This window comes from Paracidovorax sp. MALMAid1276 (assembly GCF_049198005.1).
In the GTDB taxonomy this organism is placed as follows: domain Bacteria; phylum Pseudomonadota; class Gammaproteobacteria; order Burkholderiales; family Burkholderiaceae_C; genus Acidovorax.
The window spans coordinates 25010-47950 of sequence record NZ_JBMIRS010000201.1 but is presented as its reverse complement, the minus strand read 5'-3'; the positions used below and the strand labels follow the sequence as shown (position 1 = coordinate 47950).

Annotated in this window: 18 protein-coding genes; 7 read left to right on the top strand and 11 right to left on the bottom strand. The window is 68.6% G+C overall.

Annotated features, from left to right (window positions below; all coding sequences use genetic code 11):
- Positions 1 to 72 precede the first annotated feature (72 nt).
- Genes ACOQFS_RS15875 through ACOQFS_RS15860 form a run of 4 tightly spaced genes read right to left on the bottom strand, consistent with a single transcriptional unit; the run spans position 73 to position 5039 of the window.
- On the bottom strand, positions 73 to 1242 hold the full coding sequence (locus tag ACOQFS_RS15875; RefSeq protein WP_421563795.1) for a DUF1513 domain-containing protein: 1170 nt from the start codon (positions 1240 to 1242) through the stop codon (positions 73 to 75).
- Positions 1226 to 2341 (bottom strand): imelysin family protein, encoded by a 1116-nt coding sequence (locus ACOQFS_RS15870; protein WP_421563794.1) that lies wholly within the window; start codon positions 2339 to 2341, stop codon positions 1226 to 1228. The genes ACOQFS_RS15875 and ACOQFS_RS15870 overlap by 17 nt, the downstream gene beginning before the upstream one ends.
- Positions 2338 to 3822 (bottom strand): di-heme oxidoredictase family protein, encoded by a 1485-nt coding sequence (locus ACOQFS_RS15865; protein ID WP_421563793.1) that lies wholly within the window; start codon positions 3820 to 3822, stop codon positions 2338 to 2340. Before ACOQFS_RS15865 ends, ACOQFS_RS15870 begins: the two co-directional genes overlap by 4 nt.
- An 8-nt stretch (positions 3823 to 3830) precedes the next feature.
- Complete coding sequence (locus ACOQFS_RS15860; protein ID WP_421563792.1) at positions 3831 to 5039, bottom strand: imelysin family protein; 1209 nt, start codon at positions 5037 to 5039, stop codon at positions 3831 to 3833.
- A 426-nt stretch (positions 5040 to 5465) separates the two neighbouring features.
- Here ACOQFS_RS15860 and ACOQFS_RS15855 point away from each other — a divergent pair, with 426 nt between their 5' ends.
- The gene (locus ACOQFS_RS15855; RefSeq protein WP_421563791.1) at positions 5466 to 7694 is read left to right on the top strand and encodes a PhoX family protein; all 2229 of its coding nucleotides are present in this window, start codon (positions 5466 to 5468) and stop codon (positions 7692 to 7694) included.
- 277 nt (positions 7695 to 7971) lie between these two features.
- Here ACOQFS_RS15855 and ACOQFS_RS15850 read toward each other — a convergent pair whose 3' ends face one another.
- The 4 genes from ACOQFS_RS15850 to ACOQFS_RS15835 all read right to left on the bottom strand — a co-directional run bounded on the left by ACOQFS_RS15850 (position 7972) and on the right by ACOQFS_RS15835 (position 11206).
- Positions 7972 to 8805, bottom strand: a complete 834-nt coding sequence (locus ACOQFS_RS15850) for an iron dicitrate transport regulator FecR (protein ID WP_421563790.1) — start codon at positions 8803 to 8805, stop codon at positions 7972 to 7974.
- On the bottom strand, positions 8744 to 9607 hold the full coding sequence (locus ACOQFS_RS15845) for a BPSS1780 family membrane protein (RefSeq protein WP_421563789.1): 864 nt from the start codon (positions 9605 to 9607) through the stop codon (positions 8744 to 8746). Before ACOQFS_RS15845 ends, ACOQFS_RS15850 begins: the two co-directional genes overlap by 62 nt.
- A gap of 182 nt (positions 9608 to 9789) precedes the next feature.
- Positions 9790 to 10740: a homoserine kinase gene (locus ACOQFS_RS15840; protein WP_421563788.1), complete on the bottom strand. Its 951-nt coding sequence runs from the start codon at positions 10738 to 10740 to the stop codon at positions 9790 to 9792.
- 94 nt (positions 10741 to 10834) lie between these two features.
- Positions 10835 to 11206 (bottom strand): hypothetical protein, encoded by a 372-nt coding sequence (locus tag ACOQFS_RS15835; RefSeq protein WP_421563787.1) that lies wholly within the window; start codon positions 11204 to 11206, stop codon positions 10835 to 10837.
- Positions 11207 to 11260: 54 nt separating this feature from the next.
- Here ACOQFS_RS15835 and polA point away from each other — a divergent pair, with 54 nt between their 5' ends.
- From polA to ACOQFS_RS15815, 4 genes are all read left to right on the top strand, one after another.
- Positions 11261 to 14059 carry a DNA polymerase I gene (polA, locus tag ACOQFS_RS15830; RefSeq protein WP_421563786.1) on the top strand — a complete coding sequence of 933 codons (2799 nt, stop codon included), beginning with the start codon at positions 11261 to 11263 and terminating at the stop codon, positions 14057 to 14059.
- A 38-nt stretch (positions 14060 to 14097) separates the two neighbouring features.
- A complete protein-coding gene (locus tag ACOQFS_RS15825; RefSeq protein ID WP_421563785.1) occupies positions 14098 to 14490 on the top strand; it encodes a GFA family protein in 393 nt (130 codons plus the stop codon).
- Between the two features lie 81 nt (positions 14491 to 14571).
- The gene (gene yghU, locus ACOQFS_RS15820; protein ID WP_421563784.1) at positions 14572 to 15486 is read left to right on the top strand and encodes a glutathione-dependent disulfide-bond oxidoreductase; all 915 of its coding nucleotides are present in this window, start codon (positions 14572 to 14574) and stop codon (positions 15484 to 15486) included.
- A 24-nt stretch (positions 15487 to 15510) separates the two neighbouring features.
- A complete protein-coding gene (locus ACOQFS_RS15815) occupies positions 15511 to 16143 on the top strand; it encodes a glutathione S-transferase family protein (RefSeq protein WP_421563783.1) in 633 nt (210 codons plus the stop codon).
- A gap of 65 nt (positions 16144 to 16208) precedes the next feature.
- Here ACOQFS_RS15815 and ACOQFS_RS15810 read toward each other — a convergent pair whose 3' ends face one another.
- The gene (locus ACOQFS_RS15810; protein WP_421563782.1) at positions 16209 to 18566 is read right to left on the bottom strand and encodes a PAS-domain containing protein; all 2358 of its coding nucleotides are present in this window, start codon (positions 18564 to 18566) and stop codon (positions 16209 to 16211) included.
- Between the two features lie 284 nt (positions 18567 to 18850).
- On the opposite strand from ACOQFS_RS15810, the gene ACOQFS_RS15805 reads away from it, so the two are divergent.
- The gene (locus ACOQFS_RS15805; protein ID WP_421563781.1) at positions 18851 to 19750 is read left to right on the top strand and encodes a dienelactone hydrolase family protein; all 900 of its coding nucleotides are present in this window, start codon (positions 18851 to 18853) and stop codon (positions 19748 to 19750) included.
- Positions 19751 to 19910: 160 nt separating this feature from the next.
- Complete coding sequence (locus ACOQFS_RS15800) at positions 19911 to 20795, top strand: ZIP family metal transporter (protein WP_421563780.1); 885 nt, start codon at positions 19911 to 19913, stop codon at positions 20793 to 20795.
- Between the two features lie 146 nt (positions 20796 to 20941).
- On the opposite strand, the gene ACOQFS_RS15795 is transcribed toward ACOQFS_RS15800, so the two are convergent.
- Together ACOQFS_RS15795 and ACOQFS_RS15790 are read right to left on the bottom strand one after the other, a co-directional pair.
- Complete coding sequence (locus tag ACOQFS_RS15795) at positions 20942 to 21691, bottom strand: LytR/AlgR family response regulator transcription factor (protein ID WP_421563779.1); 750 nt, start codon at positions 21689 to 21691, stop codon at positions 20942 to 20944.
- Positions 21672 to 22919: a sensor histidine kinase gene (locus tag ACOQFS_RS15790; protein ID WP_421563778.1), complete on the bottom strand. Its 1248-nt coding sequence runs from the start codon at positions 22917 to 22919 to the stop codon at positions 21672 to 21674. Before ACOQFS_RS15790 ends, ACOQFS_RS15795 begins: the two co-directional genes overlap by 20 nt.
- Between the last annotated feature and the right edge of the window lie 22 nt (positions 22920 to 22941).

Sequence of the window (22941 nt, the reverse complement as noted above, 5' to 3'; positions counted from 1 at the left end):
ATTTGATAGCTGTCAGCCCTTGATGAATAAGCGCTGAAGCCTATTTTTGCTTCATTTTTTTGACGGAATGCGTCAGCCCCGCGCCAGCACCCAGTGGTTGTCGAGCCGCGCCCCTTGCAGCTGTGGCCCGTGCGGGTGCCGTACCGGGGGGCCGACCTGCGTGTTCTGCAGGCTGGCCTCAAGCCCACCCGCCCACAGCGCTCCGCCGTGCACGGCCAGGGGGCAGACCTCGGGCAGGGGCACCAGGCCCTGCCAGGCGCCCTCGGGCGCATAGGTGGCGATGCCGTCGGCGCGCGGGCAGCTCACGGCCCAGCCTGCTGGGGTGGCGGCGATGCTGCCGCCGTAGCCGTGGATGCGCCGGGCGGCAGGGCCGCGCGTGGCCTGCGTGTGCAGCTGCTGGCCGTCGAACAGTGCAAGCACGGGGGCCGCGTCCTTGGCGGCCGCGTCGTCGTGCTCGGCCTGCAGGGCGATGCCCAGCGTGCGTTCGTCGGGGCTCCAGGCCAGGTGGCGCAGGCTCAGGCGCGGGTCGGGCAGGCGCCACTGGCCCAGCAGGGCGCCGGTGCCCGCGTCCAGGCGGACGATGGACGAATCCATGCGTTCCAGGTGGCGCTTGACGCGGCCGGTTTCGGGGGCGGTGGGCACGCCGCCGTTGGCAACGACCAGGGTGGGGTGACCGCCCCGGGGGCTGCGCCAGTCCCAGATCAGCTCGTGCGCGTCGATGCCGTGGGTCGGCCAGTCGGCGGTCTTCTTCAGCGTGCGGGCATCGCGCACGGTGACCCAGCTGGCGCCCGTTTCGATGTCGGTTTCGGTGGTGTAGAGGCGCTGGCCGTCGGGGCTGGGCAGCACATGGCCGTTGAAGCTGCGTTCGCCGTCCTGCCACAGCCACTGGGGTTCTTCCTTGTGGCCCGGGCGCCAGCGCAGCAGCCAGTCACCGGGCCGGCGCGATGCGGCCAGCACGGTGCCGTCGGGCAGCACCGCCAGGCCATGGGCGCGGGTGGGCACGTCGATGCGGGCGCGCACCGCGAGCGGCTGGCCTTCGCCTGCCTTCGCTGTCAGCAGCCCGATGTAAAAGCGGCCTTGGTGTTCCCATGCAGCGGCAAGCTGGACGCGCTGGCCGCCTGCTTTCGCGTGGGCCGTGCCGGGCACCAACGCCCAGGCCCCCAGGCCGGCAAGGGTAAGGAGGGCGTGGCGCCGACTGCCCTGTGGGTTGGATGCAGGCAGGGCTCTAGTCACCGTCAGCATCCGAAAAACCGATGCTCACCTGCAGCGCGGGCGCCACTTCCGACTCGGCCAGGTATTTCAGCGCCGCGAGGTCCTTGGCGGTCTGCTGAATGGCGGCCTTGTTCTGGAGGCCGCTCTTTTGCACCTGGGCCATGGACGCGTCGACCTTGTCGGCCGCCGTCCGCAGCTTGTCGGCCAGGGGGTTGAGGCCCTTGCCGCGCAGGTACATCTCCAGCGGAACCAGCGCCTGGCCCGGCGCGGGCATGTCGGCGCCAGTGGGTAGCACGGTCATGCTGCGCAGGCCGTCCCAGGTGGCCGCCCAGGCGGGCAGGGTGGCGCCGCTGGCGCTGCGGGGGTACTCGGGTGCCTTGCTGCCCTGCGCTGCGCGCAGCGGCTTTTCCATCTGGGCCCAGCGCAGGCGTTCGATGCCGCCCACCCACTGGTTCACGAATTCGCTGATGGCCTGGGTGGAGGCCGCCTGCTCGTCCTCGGCGCCCCAGTCGGTGGTGGCCGCGTCGGCAAAGTCTCTCTCCAGCGCGGCGGCTTCGCGGGCCACGTCCTGCGCCACCTCGTGGGCGTAGCGGCAGGCGGGGCTGCCGGGCTGCACGGGGCGCGTGTACAGCAGCCATTCCAGCGCGGGCAGGCCCTTGGCGGGGGTGCCGATGCGTTCAAACGCCTTGGCGCCCTGCGGCTGGGCGACGATGGCTTTGTCGATGAGCGCAGGGCGGGTGGGTGTGAAGTCGATGGCGCGCTGGCTGCGCCGCGCGATGACCGGGCCCACCGACACGGCGGACAGCCGCTCCCACGCGCGGGTGGTGGTCTGCCAGGCGCTGCGGGCCGCGTCCAGCGCGGCCTTGCCCTCGTGGCCCTGTGCGTCGCACAGCGAGGCGATGGCGGGCGCCAGCGCGCGCGCACTGCGGTCAAAGTCTTGGGCGCGGGGCAGGGCCCAGTGGCTGTAGAGGCCTTGCAGCGCGTGCACGGTGTCGTAAAACGGCACCGCATTGCGCTGCCAGGCCGGGGTGGGCGCCTGGGCCTGTGCAGCGGCGGGCAGCGCAGCCAGGGGCAATGCGGTCAGCCAGAGGCTTGCCGCCAGAAGGCGCAAACGCGTTTTCTTCTTCATAGCGACTCCACGAATTTCACCAGTGCGTCCCGGTCCGCCTTCTTCATCTTCAGCACCTCATCCTTGGCGGCCTCGGCTTCGCCGCCGTGCCACAGAATGGCTTCGAGCACACCGCGCGCGCGGCCGTCGTGCAGCAGCCGGGTGTGGCCGTTCACGTCCTTGATCAGGCCCGTGCCCCAGAGCGGCGGCGTCTTCCACTGGCGGCCGTTGGCGCCAAAGTCGGGCCGGCCGTCGGCCAGCCGCTCGCCCATGTCGTGCAGCAGCAGGTCGGTGTAGGGCCAGATGCGCTGGCCGTTCAGGGCCTTGCTGGTCAATGCGGGGAACGGGCCGCCCTGCGTGACATAGCTGGGCCGGTGGCAGGTGGCGCATTGCGCCTGCGCAAACAAGGCCTTGCCGCGCAGCACCTGCGCGTCGTTCACATTGCGGCGCGCGGGCGGGGCCAGCGTGGCCTGGTAGAAGACCACGTCGGCCAGCGTCTTGTCGTCGATCTCCACGCCGGACTGGCCATGGGCGCTGGCGCTTTTGCCGCTGGGTGCGGCCAGGCAGTCCTTCTGCGCGGGCGTGCAGGTCTCGTGCGCAAAGTGGCGCGAGGTGATGCCCATGTCGCCCTGAAAGGCGCCACCCGTCTGGTGCGCGATGGTGGCCACGTTGGCCTTCCAGCCGAAGCGGCCCGTCATCATGCGGCCCGACGGCGCGTCCCACACCTTGTTGGGCACGCCCTTGATGGGGCCGGGCGCGGCGGCCTGGTCGGCCGCGTTGGCCAGAATGTCGGCCTCGGCAATGGCTTCGAGCAGGCCCACGCCAATGATCTGCGGTGCGATGCGCGGGCTCGCCATCACCTCGGGGTGCAGGGGGCCATAGCCCAGGTCGGTAAACCCGTAGATGGGCTTGAGCAGGCTGTAGGGAGTGCCGTCGGCGAACTTGCCCGCAATGGTTTCGTAGCGCAGCGTCACGCGGCCCTCGGGCTTCACGCCCTGGATGGCCGCGTTGTTGAACTGGTCGCCATACACCGCGTCGGGCTTCGGGCCGCCGTGCATGTCGGTGCCGGGGACGGACAGGCGGATCAGCAGCGCCACGGTGGGGTCCTGGGTGTCTCCCAGCCGGTTGAAGATGGCCGGCGGCTCGCCACGCCCATCTTGCACGTGGCAGCCGCCGCACGAGCGCGCGATGAAGTGCGGCCCCAGGCCGTCGCGCGCCTTGGTGGATGCCGGTGCCTCCACCCAGTTGCGCTTGAAGAACGAGTTGCCGATGACGAAGCGTGTGCGCTCCGCGTCTTCCAGGTTGGCGGCGGGGAACGAAAAGGCATTGCGCCCGGTGGCATACACCGTGGTGTCGCCGCCGGTCTTCTCGCCCAGCGGGTCGGGCTGCGGTGCGGCGGTCAAGGCCGCGATCACCCCGAACCCCCCGAGGGCGCCCACGGCAATGCTGGCGGCTGCCAGGCGCAGGCTGCGCTGGCGGCCCATGGCTCGCAATGGCTGCATGCGGTCCTTCAGGGCTGCACCAGCGTCAGGCGGGTGATGCCGATGGCGTTGGCAGCGGCCACCAGGTCTTTGCTCTGTTGCGTGAGGCTGTCGATGGTTTTCTGGATGCGCAGGCGGCCGGGCCCGTCCTTGCCGCCGATGATCTCCCGGTCGAACGGCGCCTGGATGGCTTCGGCCGCAGCCACCGACGCGGCGATCTGCTGTGTGGCCTTGTCGGCCACGGCGGCGTCCTTGGCGGCCACCAGGTCGCGCAGCGACGGGCCCTGCAGCACCGTGCCATCGGCACGCCGGTATTGGCCCAGCCACACGTTCTGGATGCCCAGGGCATTGGTCACCGCATCACGGTGCGTGTTGTCCGAGAAGCACGAGTGCTCGTCTTCCTGGTCCTGGCTGTTGAGCGCCACTTCCAGCCGCTCCCCGGCCAGTTCACCGCGCGACAGCGAGCCCAGGCCCACCAGCATCTTGCGCACCGACTCGCGCCCGCCCTTGGCAAAGCGCGAGCGGTAGTTGTTCTTGGCGTCGGGGGCCCAGGCTTTCACCAGCGTGCCAAGGTCGTCGATGAGCAGGTCGGTCACCACGTTCAGGTACTGGCGGCGGCGGTCGGCATTCTTGGCCTTGCCGTCCACGAAGTCTTCAAAGCTGCGGTCGCCCGGGCCGGTGTCGGACAGGTCCTGGCCCCACAGGAAGAACTCGATGGCGTGCCAGCCGGTGGCGATGTTCTCTTCGCCGCCGCGCTCGTTCTGGGCCGACAGGTTCTTCTTGTTGATGGTGAACTTGGGGTTGTTGACCAGGCCCGCGCCCGGCTTGCCCTGCACGCTGTCCACAAAGGACTCGTCCATGGGCCAGGCGTTGATGCGGCCCTCGGGGCCGTTGTCGTCGTCGATGGGGCCGCCGTAGAAGCGAAAGGCCTCGGTCTGGCCATAGAACTCGCGTGCGGCCAGCCAGGCCTTGCGGGCCGCAGCCAGGCCTTCGGCCGAGGGCCTGGCGGTGAAGGCCTGAACGGCCGCCTGCAGGGCTTTGGCGGCCACCAGAGTGTCGGTGTAGTTGGCATGCACCAGGTGGCCGTAGTGCGCCGCCACCGCCTGTGCGCTCACGGCAGATGCCTGCACGGAGGGCGGCGGTGCGGTTTGGGCTCCTGCGTGGTGGGCCCAACCCCCGAGCGACAGGGCGGCGATCAGGACGGTGTGCGAAAACAGGGAGCGGTGCGGGTGGGCCATGCCAGGATCTCCGAAAAGGGTGAATGCATGTGTGCTTGCACGCGGGCCATGGCCGTCGGGCAGCGGTACAACAGCGTTGCAGCCACGGCGCACTGAAAGGCGCGATCGACGGCGGGGGGGCACGCGCGGCAGGCGGTGCATCAAGGGGACAAATGGGTGAATGGGTCGATGGGTCAGGGCGAAAAGACGTATGCGGCCGGGCCGCTTCGTGCGCACGGCGCCACCGCAGCGGGGGCGTGGAGGGCCGTGAAGGGCGGAGCCCCATGCGCGATTATACAAATAGTAGTGATTCGCATTTGAATTTCTCGGCTCATACGCGGGATGGGCCCCTGTCATCAAACCGCCGCAAAAGCTTCATGGCTGCGTCATCCCGTGTTTCTACGCTCCAGGGGTTTTGTAACAACCCACACCCCCCGAGGAACTCCGATGACCCACCGCGTGGATGCGCCCGAGCAGGCGATTGACTTCAACAACGAACACTCCAACACCTCTGCCAACCCGACGTTCGAGGATGTGCTGGGTGCACGCCTGTCGCGCCGGGGCCTGCTGCGGGGCGGCGTGGGATCGGTGGGCACGGCCGTGCTGGCTGGCTTTGGCGTGACGGCCTGCGGCGGCGGCAGTGACGCGGCCGTGGTGGAGCCGCCTCCGGCAGCCCCCAAGCTGCTCGGCTTTGGCGCTGTGCCCAAGAGCCTGGCCGACGTGGTGGCCGTGCCTGCCGGCTATACCGCCAGCGTGCTGTTTGCACTGGGCGACCCGATTGCGTCGGGCGTTGCGGCCTACAAGAACGACGGCACCGACGCCGATTTCGACAAGCGCGCCGGTGACCACCATGACGGCATGGAATGGTTTGGCCTGGGCGCAGACGGCAAGCGCAGCGACAGCGCCACCGAGCGCGGCCTGCTGGCCATCAACCACGAAGCCACCACGGACGAGAAGCTGTCCTCGTTCTTCCTGCACGCCAATGGCGGCACGTCCACGCTGCCCCGTCCTGCGGCAGAAGTTGACAAGGAAACCGACATCCACGGCATTGCCGTGATCGAAGTGGCCAAGTCTGGCGGCAAGTGGGCCTATGTGCCCGGCTCGGCGCTGAACTTCCGCCTGACCTCGCTCAGCCCCATCGAGATTTCGGGCCCTGCGCGCGGCCATGCCCAGCTGGTCACCAAGTATTCGCCCACCGGCGTGATGACCCGCGGCACGCTGAACAACTGCGGCACGGGCAAGACGCCGTGGGGCACCTTCCTGACCGGCGAAGAGAACTGGTTCGGCTACTTCACGCGTGCCGCGGCCGACAACGCCGCGCGCGGCAACGACAAGAGCGTGACGGCCCTCAACCGCTATGGCCGCGCGCAGGGCGCGGCGTCGCGCCACGGCTGGGAGACCGGCGGCACGGCCGACAAGTACCAGCGCTGGAACAACAGCAAGACCGGCACGTCTGCCGACGGCAGCGACGACTACCGCAACGAGATGAACGGCATGGGCTACATCGTCGAGATCGACGCCTATGACAAGACCCGCATGGCGAAGAAGCGCACCGGCCTGGGCCGCTTTGCGCACGAGAGCGCCGCCTTCGGCAAGGTGGAGGCCGGCCAGCCCATCACCGTGTACATGGGCGACGACTCGCGCGGCGAATACATCTACAAGTTCGTCTCCACGGCGCTGTGGAACGCGGCAGACGCCACCGCCGCCGACCGCCTGGCCGTGGGCGACAAGTACCTGGACAGCGGCAAGCTGTATGTCGCCAAGTTCAACGCCGACGGCACGGGCACCTGGGTGGAACTGAGCCTGTCGAACACCGCCATCGCCAACTACGCCACCTACAAGTTCGCCGACGCGGCCGACATCGTCATCAACACCCGCTTGGCGGCCGATGCCGTGGGCGCCACGAAGATGGACCGCCCCGAGTGGAACGCGGTGAACCCGGCCAATGGCGAGATCTACTTCACGCTGACCAACAACAGCAACCGCAGCATCAACCCCAGCAGCAGCCAATATCTGCCCGACGCCGCCAACCCCCGCGCGTACACCGACATGAAGGGCACGACGGCGCAGAACGGCAACCCCAACGGCCACCTGGTGCGCCTGAAGGAAGGCAGCAGCACCACCAGCTTCAGCTGGGACGTGTACCTGTTCGGCTCCGAAGCCGGTGCCGACAAGGCCATGGTCAACCTGTCGTCCCTCACGGCCGACCAGGACTTTTCCAGCCCTGACGGCCTGGTGTTCAGCAAGGCCACGGGCATCTGCTGGATCCAGACCGACGACGGCGCCTATACCGACGTGACCAACTGCATGATGCTGGCCGCAGTGCCCGGCCAGGTGGGCGATGGCGGCAAGAAGACGCTGAGCTACACCAAGACCGACGGCAGCAAGCTGGAGATCGTGACCCCCGTGGGCAAGGCCGCCACCGACACCACGCTCAAGCGCTTCCTGGTCGGCCCCAAGGGCAGCGAGATCACGGGCCTGGCCGAAACGCCTGACGGCAAGGCCATCTTCGTGAACATCCAGCACCCGGGCGAAACCACCGCCATGGCGGACGTGGGCGACCCCGCCAAGTACACCAGCCAGTGGCCCGCCAACGCCGGTTACGGCGCGGGCAAGCGCCCCCGCTCGGCCACCATCGTGATCACCAAGAACGATGGCGGCGTGATCGGTACTTGATCGGTACCTGATCGGTTGTGATCCGTTTTTGATGGGTGGGAGAAGAGCGCAGCCGCCGCCTCCGTGAGGCGGTGGCTTGCGTCGAACCCGGATCGGAAGGGCTTGCAGCCGGAGGTTGCAGGCCCTTTGCCGTTGCCGTTGCGTTTGCCTGTGGCTCTGCGCTGGGCAACGATGGAGAATGTGTTGCTATAAATGGTGTAGCTGTCAGCCCTTATCCAGTAAGCGCTGAAGCCAAAAATTATCTGAAATTCCGCCGCCCGCCGCCGCGGTGGGCCCGTCAGTAGGTGCTCTGGGCCGGGTCCGAGGACGGCCGGGGGGCCGGGGCGGGTGTGCCTGGCGCGGGGGCCGGGGCAGGCGCCGAGTAGTCCATCCGCCCCCGCCCGTCCTTGACGCCCTTGCGCCCCGCGATCTGCCAGGCGGTGCGCTGCTGCACCAGGCCGGCCAGGAACTCCAGCTCCTCATCGGTGTGGTTGATGGCGCCGGCGGGCGTCAGCAGCCGGCCCGCGCGCGGCTCGGGTTCGGCCCAGAACGCCTGGTGGTAGTCGGACTGGCTGAGCACGCGGTCGCCGCCTGCCGCCAGCTCCACCGTGCCGTAGCAGTTGCAGAAATAGCCCCGGTTCGCCTGATCGGCAAACACCTCGGCATAGACCCCCGTGCCACGAATGCCTGCCGTGGCCGTGGGCAGCACCACCTGCCGGTCCGTGCCCTTGCCCCACACGCTGGCCACGGCGCCTGTCAGCACCCGCAGCACCTTGACGGCGGTGGGCGTCTCGCCCTCCAGCGCCACGCGCGAGTTCTGCCGCACCATGAAGGCGCTGTCGCCCACGGCAAACACCACGCTGGAGCCCGGGCCGGTCTCCACACGGTCGCCGGGCGCAATGCTCACCGGCGTGCCCGCCGCCAGCGTTTGCCCGTTGTGCTGCACGTCTCCGCGCAGCTCCACGATGTTGCTGCGCTGCTGGGCCCACGCGGCCGGCCAGCCCCCGGCGGCCGTCCAGGCCGCAGCGGCAGCGAGCAGGCTGCGCCGCTGGAACCAGTACAGCTCGCGCTCAGTGCGGCCCAGAAGCTGGTGGCTCGTCGGGGCGGGGTGCGGGTTCGTCGGGTGTGTCATTGCGGGGCGCCTCTCGGGAGGGGGTGGAAGGGGGCTCGAAGCAATCGCGGAAGGTGAACACCACCGAGGTGAAGAACATGGCTGCCATCATCAGGGCCGCGCCGACCATGATGCCGCCGGCGGCCGAGCCGCCCAGGCCCGCCACGGTCAGCAGCGCCGAAACCGTGGCAATAGCCATGCCACCCAGCAGAAATACGCCCATCCAGCCCAGGCCGTAGACCAGGAAGGCGCCAAAGTTGCGCGCGCAGGCCACGATGCTGAAGAACAGCGCCTTCACGGGCGGCACGCCATGCCAGTGCACCAGGCCCGGCGCATGCCAGAACAGCAGCGACAGCGGGAGGTACAGCACCAGCGACAGCCACATGGCGCTCTGGAACGCCGCGTCTTGCGCCACTTCGGGCGTCAGCTTGGCGCCACCCAGGTAGACCTGTGCAAACTGTCCGCCGTCGATCAGCGCCGACAGCCCCATCACCCCGAGAAACCCTGCGGCGTACAGCGCGCCCAGCACCAGCATGTCGCGCAGCCGCTGGCGCCCGGTGCGAAACGCCACCAGCAGCACCGCAGGCGTGGGAAACCGCCCCTGCGTAGCCTCGGCGGCCGCCACCATCATCGCGAGCGTGGCCGAGGGGAGCAGCGCCAGCGCAATGGCCGGACCCACCAGCGGCACCATGGTGGCCAGCGACATGGACGCCATGGTCATGAAAAACAGCGCCGCCAGCGCCATGGGCTGCCGCCAGAACGCCCGGATGCCGAGCTTGACCCAGGACATGCCGGTGCGGGCGGGGACGATGTGCAGTTTCATGAAAAACAGTGATGGTGGGCAGAAAGACGGGAGAAGAGGCCGGTCATGCCGCCCTGGCTGCTGCGCCGGGGCGCTGCGGCAAAGGGCTGGAATGCGGGATGGCAGGAATTTACCCCAGCCGCCGATTCCGGCGGCGGCGCAGGGGCAGGGCGGCGGGGTGGCCGGGTGGCCGGGTGGGGCGATCAGGCGTGCACAGGGTGCGCCACGCGGTGGCGCAGCACGCGCTCGAAGTGCGTGGGGTCGTGCGGCTTGAGCATGGAGGCCTCGCGCGGCAGGTAAAAGTCCCACAGGCGCGACACCCAGAACCGCAGCGCGCCAGCGCGCAACATGGCCGGCAGCAGCTCGCGCTCGGCGCCGGTCAGCGGGCGCACGGCCTGGTAGGCGTCCAGCATGCGCTGGGCGCGTTCGGCATCGTGCGCGCCCGTGGGCAGGTCGATGCACCAGTCGTTCAGGCACACGGCCAGGTCAAACAGCCAGGTGTCCACGCCCGCAAAGTAGAAGTCGAAAAAGCCGGTCAGCGCTTCGCCGTCAAACATCACGTTGTCGCGGAACAGGTCGGCATGCACGGGCCCGCGCGGCAGGGCGGCGTAGGAGGCGCTGGCGGCCACGTGGTTCTGGTAGGCCAGTTCGGACCGCAGCAGCGCGCTTTGCGCGGCATCGATGTGCGGCAGCACCACGGGCACGGTTTCGTTCCACCAGGGCAGGCCGCGCAGATTGGGCTGGTGGCGGTCAAACCCGCGGCCCGCCAGGTGCATGCGCGCCAGCATGGTGCCCACGGCCGCGCAATGCACGCCCTGCGGCGCCAGCTGGCTCTTGCCGCGCAGCTTGTTCACCACGGCCGCCGGTTTGCCACACACCGTGTGCAGGATGTCACCGGCCTTGTCGGCGCGCGGGTCGGGCACGGGCACGCCGCCATGCGCCAGGTGCTTCATCAGGTGCAGGTAGAACGGCAGCTGCTCGGCCGTCAGGCGCTCGAACAGGGTGAGCACGAACTCGCCCTGGTCGCTGGTGAGAAAGTAGTTGGTGTTTTCGATCCCGCCCTCGATGCCGCGCAGCGCTACCAGCTCACCCAGTTGCAAACGGCGCAGCAGGTCTTGCGCCTCGGCGGTGGAGACTTCGGTGAAAACGGCCATGGCTCAGAGGGGGCGAATAAAAAAGGACGGCGCGCTTGCGCCACGAAGGGGGACGGCGGGCTGACGACGGGCGGGCGCGGGTGTGCGCAGGCCGTCAGAACTTCAGCACGTTCCAGACGCGCGGGGCGGTGTTGGTTTCGGCGCCGTTGTGGCTGCCCGCGCGGCTGCGTGCACCGTCGGGCGACTGCACTTCGTAGCTGGGCATGTTGCCCGTCTTGGGCTGCACGGAAATCATCTGCGTCTGGCCGCCCACGCGCAGCTCATCCACACGGCTGCCAGCGTCTTCGATCTGGATGCGCTCGGTGCGCTGGTTGCCGCGACCCGACAGTTGCTCAGGATTTTGTAGCGGCTCGCGCTGACTGGGTGCGCCTTGCGGGCTGTTTTGCCCTGCAGTCTGGGCCAGGGCGGCGCCGCTGGCCAGGCCCAGCAGCAGAACAAGGTGAATGGGGAGTGGGGCGGCGCGCATCGGGCGATTGTAGAGCGCTGCCTGCGGTCGGCGGCCCCGTGCACAATCGCCCGCATGAGCAACAAAAAGACCCTGGTGCTGGTGGATGGCTCCAGCTATCTCTACCGCGCCTACCACGCCATGCCCGACCTGCGGGCCGTGCCGGGCGACATGACCAGCGCAGCCACGGGCGCCATCCGCGGCATGATCAACATGATGCAGGCGCTGCGCAAGGAGGTGGTGGCCGACTACGCCGTGTGCGTGTTCGATGCATCCGGCCCCACCTTCCGCGACGCGTTGTACACCGAATACAAGGCCACGCGTTCACCCATGCCCGACGACCTGCGCAGCCAGATCGAGCCCATTCACCAGGTGGTGGACTTGCTGGGCTGGAGGGTGGTGGCCGTGCCCGGCGTGGAGGCCGACGACGTGATCGCCACCCTGGCCCACATGGCGGCCGCACAGGGCATGGAGGTCATCGTGTCCAGCGGCGACAAGGATTTGAGCCAACTGGTCAACGAGCACATCACCATCATCGACACCATGAGCGGCAAGCGCCGCGACGTGGCGGGCGTGACGGCCGAGTTTGGTGTGCCCCCCGCGCAGATGGTGGACTACCAGGCGCTGGTGGGTGATGCCGTGGACAACGTGCCCGGCGTTGCCAAGGTGGGCCCCAAGACCGCCGCCAAGTGGCTGGAAGAATACGGCTCACTCGACCAGCTGATTGCCAACGCGGACGCCATCAAGGGCGTGGCGGGCAACAATCTGCGTGAGGCGATTGCCAGTGGCCAACTGGCCTTGAGCCGCCAGCTGGTCGCCATGAAGACCGACTGTGCGCTGGCCGACTACATCCCCGGCCTGCCCGCGTTTGATGACATCACGTTGGACGCGCCGGACAACGTGGACCTGCTGCCGTTCTACGATAAGTACGGCTTCAAGGGCCTGGCCAGCGCCATCAAGGGTGGCGCGGCCCCCGCCACCACGGCCCCCACCGTCGCCATGCCCGGCCAGAGTGGCGACCTGTTTGCCGACCATTCGGCCAGCACCGTGGCCGAAGAGGCGCAGCAGCGTACCGTGGTGTACGACACCATCCTCAACTGGGCCGACTTCGACCAGTGGCTGGAGCGCCTGCGCAAGGCTCCGCTCACGGCCATCGACACCGAGACCGACTCGCTGGACGAAGTGCGCGCGCAAATCGTCGGCATCAGCTTCAGCGTGCAGCCCGGCGAGGCCGCCTACATCCCCCTGCGCCACGAAGGGCCCGATGCGCCCGCGCAGCTGCCGCTGGACGAGGTGCTGGCCCGCCTCAAGCCCTGGCTGGAGGACGCCCAGCACCCCAAGCTGGGCCAGCACATCAAATACGACCGCCACGTGTTTGCCAACCACGGCATCGAAGTGCAGGGCTACGCGCACGACACCATGCTGCAAAGCTATGTGCTTGAAGTGCACAAGCCCCACAACCTGACCAGCCTGGCCGAACGCCACACCGGCCGCAAAGGCATCACCTACGAAGACCTGTGCGGCAAAGGCGCGCACCAGATCCCGTTTGCGCAGGTGCCGGTGGACAAGGCCGCAGCGTATTCGTGCGAAGACTCCGACCAGACCCTGGACGTGCACAACGCCCTGTGGCCCCTGCTGCAGGCGGATGACAAGCTGCGCTTTATCTACGAACTGGAGATTGCCAGCAGCGAAGCCCTGTACCGCATCGAACGCAACGGCGTGCTGATCGACGCGCCCACGCTGGCCGCGCAAAGTCACGAACTGGGCCAGCGCATCCTGCAGCTGGAAACCGAGGCGTATGAGATTGCAGGCCAGCCCTTCAACCTGAGCAGCCCCAAGCAGCTGGGCGAAATCTTCTTCGACAAGCTGGGCATGCCCGTGGTGAAGAAGACGGCCACCGGCGCCCGCAGCACCGACGAAGAAGTGCTGGAAAAGCTGGCCGAGGACTACCCCCTGCCCGCCAAGCTGTTGGAGCACCGCAGCCTGGTCAAGCTCAAGGGCACGTACACCGACAAGCTGGCCCAGTTGGCCCTGCCACGCACCGGCCGCGTGCACACGCACTACGCGCAGGCCGTGGCGGTGACGGGCCGCTTGTCCAGCAACGACCCCAACCTGCAGAACATCCCCATCCGCACGCCTGAAGGCCGCCGTGTGCGCGAGGCCTTTGTGGCACCCGCCGGCCGCGTGATTGCCAGCGCCGACTACTCGCAGATCGAGCTGCGCATCATGGCCCACCTGAGCGGCGACCACTCGCTGCTGCACGCCTTCCACGCCGGGCTGGACGTGCACCGCGCCACCGCTGCCGAAGTGTTTGGGGTGGAGGTGGACCAGGTCACCAGCGAGCAACGCCGCTACGCCAAGGTCATCAACTTCGGCCTCATCTACGGCATGAGCAGCTTTGGTCTGGCCAAGAACCTCGGCATCGAGACCAAGGCCGCTGCCGCCTACATCGATCGGTACTTTCAGCGCTACCCCGGCGTGAAGCAGTACATGGACGACACCAAGGCCGCCGCCAAATCCATGGGCTACGTCGAGACCGTGTTCGGCCGCCGCCTGTACCTGCCCGAGATCAACTCCCCCAACGGCCCCCGCCGCGCCGGGGCCGAGCGCGCCGCCATCAACGCGCCCATGCAAGGCACAGCGGCCGACCTCATCAAGCTGGCCATGGTGGCCGTGCAAAAAGAGCTGGACGCCCACAAGCCCAGCATCCAAATGATCATGCAGGTGCACGACGAACTGGTGTTTGAGCTGCCCGAGGGCGAGGTGGACTGGCTCAAGACCCACATCCCGCGCCTGATGGCGGAGGTGGCGGCGCTGAAGGTGCCTTTATTGGCGGAGGTGGGGGTGGGGGCGAATTGGGACAAGGCGCATTGAGCTGAACTGAATTTTTCCACCACCGCAGGAGTCGCTCCATGAAAATCAACCCGATTCACAAAGCGTCATGCCATTGCGGAGCCGTGCAGATCGAGCTGGACTTGCCCAGCGGGCTGGTGGACCCTCGCCACTGCACGTGCTCCATGTGCCGCCGACGCGGCGCCATCGTGGCTTCAGTGCCTGTGCAAGGGCTCAAGGTCGTGAAGGGCGAAGACCAGCTCAAGCTCTACCAGTTCAACACCATGACCGCCAAGCACTACTTCTGCGCCGTCTGCGGCATCTACACCCATCACCAAAGACGATCGAATCCGGAGGAATTCAGTTTCAACATCGGCTGTCTGGAGGGTCTGGAAAACCCGTTTGTACTGGAACCCGTGCGCGTACTGGACGGCGTCCATCATCCGGCAGACCGCAAAGTCCCCAACGGGTAGGCGGCGCGAAATGGCTGGATAAACTCGTTCGTGATCCCCCTGCGCTGTTGGCGCAGTCCACCTCTACGCCCGGAGACATGCATGCCCGATCAAGCTCCCTACACCCCCCCCGCCATCTGGCAATGGAACAAAGAAAACGGCGGCCACTTCGCCAGCATCAACCGCCCCGTTGCCGGGGCTACGCATGACAAGGAATTGCCCGTAGGGCGCCACCCGCTGCAGCTGTATTCGCTGGGCACGCCCAATGGCGTGAAGGTGACCGTGATGCTGGAGGAGCTGCTGGCGCTGGGCCACAGCGGGGCGGAGTACGACGCGTGGCTGATCCGCATCAACGAAGGGGAGCAGTTCGGCAGCGGCTTTGTTTCTGTGAACCCCAACTCCAAGATTCCGGCGCTGCTGGACCGCACCGACCCTGCCAATCCGGTGCGGGTGTTTGAGTCCGGCGCCATTCTGATGTACCTGGCCGAGAAGTTTGGCAGTGCCTTTTTGCCCAAGGATGGCGCGGCGCGGGCCGAGTGCCTGTCGTGGCTGTTTTGGCAGATGGGCAGTGCGCCGTTTCTGGGCGGTGGTTTTGGGCACTTCTATGCCTATGCGCCCGAGAAGTACGAATACCCCATCAACCGCTACGCGATGGAGGTCAAGCGCCAGCTGGATGTGCTGAACCAGCGCCTGGCCGACAACGAGTATGTGGGGGGCAGCGAGTACACGGTGGCGGACATCGCCATCTGGCCGTGGTACGGCTTGTTGGTGAAGGGCCAGGCCTACAACGCAGGCGAGTTCTTGCAGGTGCATGAATACACGCATGTGGTGCGCTGGGCAGAGCAGATTGCCAAGCGCGCTGCGGTGCAGCGGGGCCGCAAGGTGAACCGGGTGCAGGGCGACCCGGCCAGCCAGCTGCGCGAGCGGCATGAGGCGAGCGACTTCGACGCCAAGACGCAGGACAAAATCGAAGCGGCTGCGGCGGCCGCAGCCGCTTCTTCGTCACCCGCACGCTGAGTGTTCTTTTTGCAAGGCGTCCCCATGATCACTTTGTACGACTGCGCCACGGCGCCCAGCCCGCGCCGGGCGCGCATCCTGCTGGCTGAAAAGGGTGTGGCCCACGACACCGTGCAGGTGGACCTGCGCAATGGCGAACAGCTGGGCGAGGCCTATCGGCAGATCAATCCGCAGTGCACCGTGCCCGCGTTGCGCACCGAAGACGGCTTGCTGCTGACGGACAACGCGGCGATCACCGCCTATGTCGAGGCGCGCTACCCCCAGCCAGCGCTGCTGGGCGAGACGCCCGCTGAAAAGGCAGAGATAGCCAGCTGGAACTGGCGCATGGAGTTCGAGGGCCTGCAGGCCATCGCCGAGGCGCTGCGCAACAGCGCACCCGCCATGGCCAACCGGGCGCTGCCCGGCGCGGTGGACTACCCGCAGATCCCGGCCCTGGCCGAGCGCGGGCTGGTGCGTGTGGGCCAGTTTTTCAACCTGCTCAACGAGCGCCTGGCGCACCGCGACTTCATTGCCACCGACCGCTTCAGCGTGGCCGACATCACGGCCGTGGTGGCTGTGGACTTTGCGCGTGTGGTCAAGCACAAGCCGGGCGACCAGCACCCGCACCTGCTGCGCTGGCGCGCTGCTATCGCGGCGCGGCCATCGATGTCGGCGTAAGTGCAAGCGTTCAATCGCGCGTCAACGGCCGGGACCAAGCCGATCGGCATGCGTTCAGGCGCCCGTCACGGGGCGGGGTCGAACACCTCAAACCGGTTGCGCCCGGCGGATTTTGCGCGGTACAGGGCGGCGTCGGCCGCCTGCACCAAGGTGTCGGAGCCCCGGTCGGCGCGCGGCACCATGGTGGCAATGCCCATGCTGAGCGTGATCACGGGCGCGGTGGGCGAGCGCGCATGGGCCAGGGCCGCGTCGCGCAGGCCTGCCATGCAGCGCCGGGCCATGGCAATGGCGTCAGCCTGTGGCACGTCGGGCAGCAGCAGCACGAATTCCTCGCCGCCGTAGCGGGCGGCCACCTCGTCGGCGCGGCGCGTCATGCCCTGCAGCAGCTGGGCCACATGGCGCAGGCACTCGTCGCCGGCCAGATGGCCGTAGTGGTCGTTGTAGAGCTTGAAGTGGTCGATGTCGACCAGGATCACCGACAGCGGGGTCTGGTGGCGTCCACAGCGCTGCCACTCGGTGGCCAGGCGCTCGTCAAAGCGGCGGCGGTTGCCGATGCCGGTCACGCCGTCGGTGGTGGACAGCAGGGCCAGCTGCGCGTTGGCGGCGGCCAGCTCCTGTTCCTTGTGCACCAGCTGGGTCACGTCGGTGCGCACACCGGCGATGCCGCCCTGCGGCGTGCGGCGCTCGTCGGCCTGCACCCAGCGGCCTTCGGGCAGGCGCTGCAGCACGGCATGGGCGGCGGCGCGGTGGTCGGCAATGCGCTGGGCCACCCAGGCTTCCACGTCGCCGATGGCGTCCGGGTATTGGCCGCGTTCGGCGCCGTACCGCGCAATCTGCTCAAAGGTGCTGCCCGGCACGATCATGGGCGCCGAGATGGGGTATAGCCGGAGGTACTGCGTGTTGCAGACCACCAGACGGTCGTCGGCATCGAACAGCGCAAAACCCTCGGGCAAGGATTCGACCGCGTCCTGCAGCGTTTGCTGTGCCTGCAGGGCGGCGGTCTGCGCGGCCTCCAGGGCCTGGCGCTGTTCGATGAGATCGGTGACGTCCAGGCGCACGGCCACCACGTAGTTCTCGGGGGTGCGGGTTTCGTAGATGTTGATCCAGCGGCCGTCGGCCAGGCGCTGCACCAGCGTGGAGGTGCGGCTGCCGTGCTCGGACAGCCGCTCGGCGATCCAGGCCTCTTCGCGTCCCAGGGCCGAAGGGATCAGCCCCCGGTCCACCGAGTAGCGCAGGATCTCGGCAAAGCTCTTGCCCAGGTGCTCGGCGTAGTTCATGTGCGGATACATGCGCGAGAGCTGCTGGTTGTAGAGCACCAGCCGGTCCTGGTGGTCGAAGATCTCGATGCTCACGGGCAGCGCTTCGACCGCGCGCTCCAGCAGCTGGCGGATGCGCTGGCTTTCCTGGCGCGCCTCCTCCAGCTTCTGGCGCTGCTCGATGAGATCGGTGATGTCCAGCCGCACCACCACGGTCATGCCCGACGGCGTGCGGCGTTCGTGCATGTGCATCCATACGCCGTTGGGGTAGTGGCGCACCTCGGGCGCGGGGCGGTGGCCGCGCAGGGCCATCTCGTGGGCCAGCCACAGCTCTTCCTGCCCCTGGGCCTCTTCAGGAATGCCGTGCTTCAGGCCTTCGCGCAGCAGCTCCTCGTAGGTCTTGCCCAGCGAGGTGTCCACCGGCAGGTGGGGCCGCAGGCTGGCCATGAAGTCGTTGCACAGGATCAGGCGGTCCTGCTCGTCATAGATGTCGAGCCCGGCGGGCATGGCATTCACCGCCTCGCGCAGGCGGCGTTCGGCCAGCTCGGCCTGGTTCAGGGCCTCGGTCAGCGCGCGTTCCTTGAGCACGGCCTCGGTGATGTCGGCCCGCAGCACCACCACGCCGCCGCCGCCCAGCAGCTTTTCGGTGATCTGCATCCACCGGCCGCCCTGCACCGCCTGCACCTCGGGCGCGGCGGGCGAGCGGTGCCGGGCCATGCGCCCGGCCAGCCAGCCGGGGATGTCGTCCTGCGCGTCCAGGATCTCGCCCGACTCGGCTGCGCGGCGCAGCACTTCCTCGAACTGAATGCCGTATTCCATGGGCACCGTCGTGCCGGGCACAACCTCGCGGTAGCGCGCGTTGCACAGCACCAGCCGGTCCTGCGCGTCATAGATGGCAAGTCCGTCGGGCAGGATTTCGAGGGTGGCCAGAAGCTGGCTGCGCGCGCGCTCGGCACTGTCGCGGGCCCGCCGCAGGCGCAGCGTCTGGCGCAGGTACAAGCAGGCCATCCACAGCAGCGCAGCCCCGGCGCCGCCCAGCAGGGCCCGCGCCGTGCCGACCGCCGGGTGCCCGGCGAGAGCGGCAACCACCAGCCCCAGGCCCGCTGCACCACACCCGGCCGACACCAGCAGGGGCGCGAGAGGGGCAGCGGCGGGGCGCGAGGTCATGGGTGGCGTGGTCAGGGGCGGGCGTCGTCGGGGCGGGGAGGGGGCCTTGGCGGTGCAGCGGCCACGCTGCGTCGGGTGGGGGAAGGGAGGTCGCAGAAAGTCTAGCAGCGCGGCCTGGATTGCGATATGCGCAAATGCGCAGGGCGCGCAGCCCTCACACGCGGGCCAGCCCTGGGTGGACTAGACTCCCGTACCCCCGGTGCCGTGCGCCCCGTGGCCGCGTTCGGCACCGCGCATTCCTGGTGCTTCCGCCCCTTGTCCGTTCCACCGAACTGGAGAAACCGATGTCCCTCAATGACGATCTTCACTCTGACACCCTGGCCCTGGTGCCCGGGCGCTCCACCGAAGCGGGTGCCACGCGCCGCACCGCGTTGCAGGCCGCACTGGGCCTGGGCTACGCGGCCGCAGCGGCGCCGGTGATGGCGCAGACGGCCATCGCCACCCCGGCCGACGGCCTGACGGCGGGCGAAGTCAGCTTCATGGTGAACGGCTTCAAGGTGCCCGCCTACCGCGCCGCCCCTGCGGGCAAGACGGGGCTGCCGGTGGTGCTGGTCATCCAGGAGATCTTTGGCGTGCATGAATACATCGCCGACACCTGCCGCCGTTTTGCCAAGGCGGGCTACCTGGCCATCGCACCAGAGATGTATGCCCGCCAGGGCGACCCCAAGCAGTACACCGAAATAGCGAAGCTCCAGGCCGAATTGGTTTCCAAGGTGCCCGATGCGCAGGTGATGGCCGACCTGGACGGCGCCGTGCAATGGGCGGCGGCCAACGGCGGCGATGCCGCGCGGGTGGGCATCACCGGCTTTTGCTGGGGCGGGCGTATCACCTGGCTGTATGCCGCCCACGGCCCCGTCAAGGCGGGCGTGGCCTGGTATGGCCGCCTGGTGGGCCAGTCGAACGAAAACACGCCCAAGCACCCGGTGGACGTTGCGCCCATCCTCAAGGCGTCGGTGCTGGGCCTGTACGGCGAAAAAGATGGCGGCATCCCCCTTGACACGGTTGATAAGATGAAAGCGGCCTTGTCCAGCGGTTCGCCGCAGGCCAAGGCGTCCGAGTTCGTGATCTACCCCGACGCGCCCCACGCGTTCCATGCCGACTACCGCGCCAGCTACCGCAAGGAAGCCGCCGAGGACGGCTGGAAGCGGGCGTTGGCTTGGTTCAGCAAGCACGGCGTGGTCTGAGATTTCAGGCCGCACACCCGGAACGCTGCAGCCGCCTCGTGATGAGGCGGCTTTTTTTGATTCTGTGCGGGTCTCGCTGCCTGTCTCTCTCTTTCATGAGGGGGCGCGAAACTTTGCATAAAAATAGGCTTAACCGCTTATCAGACAAGCGCAATTAGCTATGACTTTGGTAGCAATCATCCTGGCCACACTCGCTGCTGGCATTGGCAGCGTCTGGCTGGCCGCCCTGCTGATGCGGCTGGGCCTGAGCGGGCGGGGCGGCAGCGTGGGCCCGCAGCACCTGTTGAGCCTGGCTGCGGGCGCGTTGCTGGCCACGGCCTTCATGCACCTGCTGCCCGAGGCGTTCGAGAGCCAGGCCGGGGCGCACGACCTGTTTGCCACGCTGCTGGTGGGGGTGGTGTTCTTCTTCTTGCTGGACAAGGCCGAGCTGTGGCACCACGGGCACGAGCACAGCCATGCCGAGCCCGGCGCGCACGGCCACGCGCACGAAGCCCCCGCGCACGACCACGGCCACGCTCCTGGCCAAGCCCCCGGCCATCACCACGACCATGCGCACCACCACCAACATCACCACCATCACCACGGCCCGCGCGCAGGCGGCTGGGCGGTGCTGACCGGCGACAGCGTGCATTGCTTTGGCGACGGCATCCTCATCGCGTCGGCCTTCCTGGCGGACATGCGCTTGGGCGTGATCGCCGCCTTGTCGGTGCTGGCCCACGAGGTGCCTCACCACATGGGCGACCTGGTGGTGCTGCGCCAGATGAGCCCCAGCCGCCGCATTGCGCTGGTCAAGGTGTCGCTGGCGGGCGCGGTGACGGCCCTGGGCGGGGCGGTGGGCTACTTCCTGGTCGGGCAGCTGCAGGACCTGCTGCCGTACTTCTTGGCCGTGGCGTCGAGCAGCTTCGTGTACGTGGCCCTGGCCGACCTGATCCCGCAGCTGCAAAAGCGCCTCACCGCCCGCGAGACCGTCGCACAGATCGCCTGGCTGCTGGCGGGCATGGCCATCGTCACCGCCGTGAGCGGGTTGGCGCACGGCGGGCACTAGATTTTTTCAAGTCTTTTTAGCCTCCAGCGCTTTATGGATAAGCGCTGACAGCTATCAAAATAAGAGTAATAACCCAGGCGCGGCCTCGGCAGAGGCATGCGGCCGACCACCGCGCAGCGCCGGCGTGCGGCGCACCCCGGGGCTTCTCAACGGCCCAGCTCTTCCCGCACGGCCGCCACCTGCCGGCGCGACACCAGCAGCAGCTCGGTCGAGCCCTGCAGGCGCACGGCCCAGCCTTCGCCCTCGGCCTCGTCGTGGTGTCTCTCCAGCGCACGCACGGCGCGCCGGGCCACCAGCGCATTGCGGTGGATGCGCAGGAAGCGCGTGGCAAACCGGCTCTCCAGCTCGCTCAGCGCGCCGTCCATGATGTAGCTGCGGGTGGCGGTGCGCACCGTCACATACTTTTGCTCGGCCTTGAAATACAGCACCTCGCTGAGCGGCAGGCGCTCGGTGCGGCCCCGGTCCTGGATCAGCAGGGTCTCGCCATCCTCCGGGTCGGCGGGGGCGGCGGGCAGGGGCACGCGGGTGCTGCGCTGCACCTTGGCCAGCGCCTGCTGCAGCCGTTCGCGGCGCACGGGCTTGGTCAGGTAGTCCACGGCGTCCAGCTCGAACGCGCTCACGGCGTGGTCGGCATGGGCCGTCACGAACACCACGGCCGGCGGCTGCGGCAGGGTTTGCAGCGTGTGGGCCAGGGCCAGGCCGTCCTGCCCCGGCATGTGGATGTCCAGCAGCACCACATCGAACGCCCGCCCGCCCGTGGGGCCCAGGTGCGCCATGGTTTCGGCGGCGTTGGACGCCTCGGCCACGGTGATGCGCTGGGTGTCCGCGCAGTCGGCCAGCAGGGTGCGCAGGCGGCTGCGGGCCAGGGCTTCGTCGTCAACGATCAGGATGTTCATGGTGGTCTGGTGCCAAGGAGGCGCTCTGGGGTGGCACGGCGCTGCGGCGCGCGCTGGCTTCGGGGCTGTTGCGGTGGCGGCTGCGGCTGCGGCCGCCGCCCGGGCGCGGCGCGCTGCTCTCTCGCGGCGGCAGCGCGGCCGGTGCAGGCAGCGTGATGCGCACCTGGTAGAGGCCGTCCTGCACACCCGCGGTGAATTCGCCCTGCACATCGTGCAGCAGCGCCAGGCGGGCGCGCACGTTGGCCAGCGCAATGCCGTGGCCTTTGCTGGACGTCGCTTCGCCGTCAGCATTGCGGCCATCCCGGGGCGGCAGCGTGTTGGTGATGCGCACCACCACGCGGCTGCCGCGCAGCTCGGTCAGCACGCGCAGCTTGCCGCCCCGGTCGCTCGGCTCCACACCGTGCTTGACGGCGTTTTCCACCAGCGGCTGCAGCAGCAGCGGCGGCAGGCGCGCGGCATGGGTGCGCGGGTCCAGGTTCCACTGCACCTGCAGGCGGGCGCCAAAGCGCACTTCCTCGATGGCCAGGTAGCGGCGCGCCAGCGTGATCTCTTCGGCCAGGGTGACCGATTCACCTTGTTCCACCAGCGCCACGCGGAACAGGTCCGACAGGTCTTCCAGCAGCGACTCGGCCTTGGCCGGTTCATCGCGCACCAGGGCGATGGCGCTGTTGAGCGTGTTGAACAGAAAGTGCGGGCGGATGCGCGACTGCAGCTCGGTCAGCCGCGCCGTGGTGGCCGCCGGGGTGCGGCCGCGCGCGCGCAGCACCAGCGCGGCCACCAGCAGCGCCGCCAGCAGCGCGCCGGTGGCCGCGCTGGCCAGCCAGGGCGGCGCGGCGGCCACGCCCACCAGCGCCAGCATGGCGCAGGCATAGGCCCCGGCCAGCGCGCCCAGCACCACGCCCGCCACATACTGCTGCGCCATCGACAGACGCTGCAGCACCGTTTTGAGGCTGCAGGCCGTGACCAGCCACAGCAGCGTGGCGGGCAGCGCGCCGCCGGTCAGCAAGGCCAAGCTGGCCAGCCATTCGGCCGGGCTGCCGGTGCCGAACATGGCGCCCACGCCCATCACCAGCTCCACAAACAGCACGGCGCGCAGCACCACACCCACATGGCAGGCGTCGAACACCAGGGCGCGGCGCGGCGGCGCCAGGCCCCCCCGGGCGGCGCCGCGGGGCGCGGCCGGATCCGGCGACCGGGGCGGGGTCGATAAAATTTGCGTGTCTTGCATTGCGGCGCCCGGGTTGTCCGGG

Excerpts from the sequence above, each read along its gene's own strand:
- ACOQFS_RS15875 (WP_421563795.1), bottom strand. The coding sequence starts at position 1,242 with ATGCTGACGGTGACTAGAGCCCTGCCTGCATCCAACCCACAGGGCAGT.
- ACOQFS_RS15870 (WP_421563794.1), bottom strand. The coding sequence starts at position 2,341 with ATGAAGAAGAAAACGCGTTTGCGCCTTCTGGCGGCAAGCCTCTGGCTG.
- ACOQFS_RS15865 (WP_421563793.1), bottom strand. The coding sequence starts at position 3,822 with ATGCAGCCATTGCGAGCCATGGGCCGCCAGCGCAGCCTGCGCCTGGCA.
- ACOQFS_RS15860 (WP_421563792.1), bottom strand. The coding sequence starts at position 5,039 with ATGGCCCACCCGCACCGCTCCCTGTTTTCGCACACCGTCCTGATCGCC.
- ACOQFS_RS15855 (WP_421563791.1), top strand. The coding sequence starts at position 5,466 with ATGACCCACCGCGTGGATGCGCCCGAGCAGGCGATTGACTTCAACAAC.
- ACOQFS_RS15850 (WP_421563790.1), bottom strand. The coding sequence starts at position 8,805 with ATGACACACCCGACGAACCCGCACCCCGCCCCGACGAGCCACCAGCTT.
- ACOQFS_RS15845 (WP_421563789.1), bottom strand. The coding sequence starts at position 9,607 with ATGAAACTGCACATCGTCCCCGCCCGCACCGGCATGTCCTGGGTCAAG.
- ACOQFS_RS15840 (WP_421563788.1), bottom strand. The coding sequence starts at position 10,740 with ATGGCCGTTTTCACCGAAGTCTCCACCGCCGAGGCGCAAGACCTGCTG.
- ACOQFS_RS15835 (WP_421563787.1), bottom strand. The coding sequence starts at position 11,206 with ATGCGCGCCGCCCCACTCCCCATTCACCTTGTTCTGCTGCTGGGCCTG.
- polA (WP_421563786.1), top strand. The coding sequence starts at position 11,261 with ATGAGCAACAAAAAGACCCTGGTGCTGGTGGATGGCTCCAGCTATCTC.
- ACOQFS_RS15825 (WP_421563785.1), top strand. The coding sequence starts at position 14,098 with ATGAAAATCAACCCGATTCACAAAGCGTCATGCCATTGCGGAGCCGTG.
- yghU (WP_421563784.1), top strand. The coding sequence starts at position 14,572 with ATGCCCGATCAAGCTCCCTACACCCCCCCCGCCATCTGGCAATGGAAC.
- ACOQFS_RS15815 (WP_421563783.1), top strand. The coding sequence starts at position 15,511 with ATGATCACTTTGTACGACTGCGCCACGGCGCCCAGCCCGCGCCGGGCG.
- ACOQFS_RS15810 (WP_421563782.1), bottom strand. The coding sequence starts at position 18,566 with ATGACCTCGCGCCCCGCCGCTGCCCCTCTCGCGCCCCTGCTGGTGTCG.
- ACOQFS_RS15805 (WP_421563781.1), top strand. The coding sequence starts at position 18,851 with ATGTCCCTCAATGACGATCTTCACTCTGACACCCTGGCCCTGGTGCCC.
- ACOQFS_RS15800 (WP_421563780.1), top strand. The coding sequence starts at position 19,911 with ATGACTTTGGTAGCAATCATCCTGGCCACACTCGCTGCTGGCATTGGC.
- ACOQFS_RS15795 (WP_421563779.1), bottom strand. The coding sequence starts at position 21,691 with ATGAACATCCTGATCGTTGACGACGAAGCCCTGGCCCGCAGCCGCCTG.
- ACOQFS_RS15790 (WP_421563778.1), bottom strand. The coding sequence starts at position 22,919 with ATGCAAGACACGCAAATTTTATCGACCCCGCCCCGGTCGCCGGATCCG.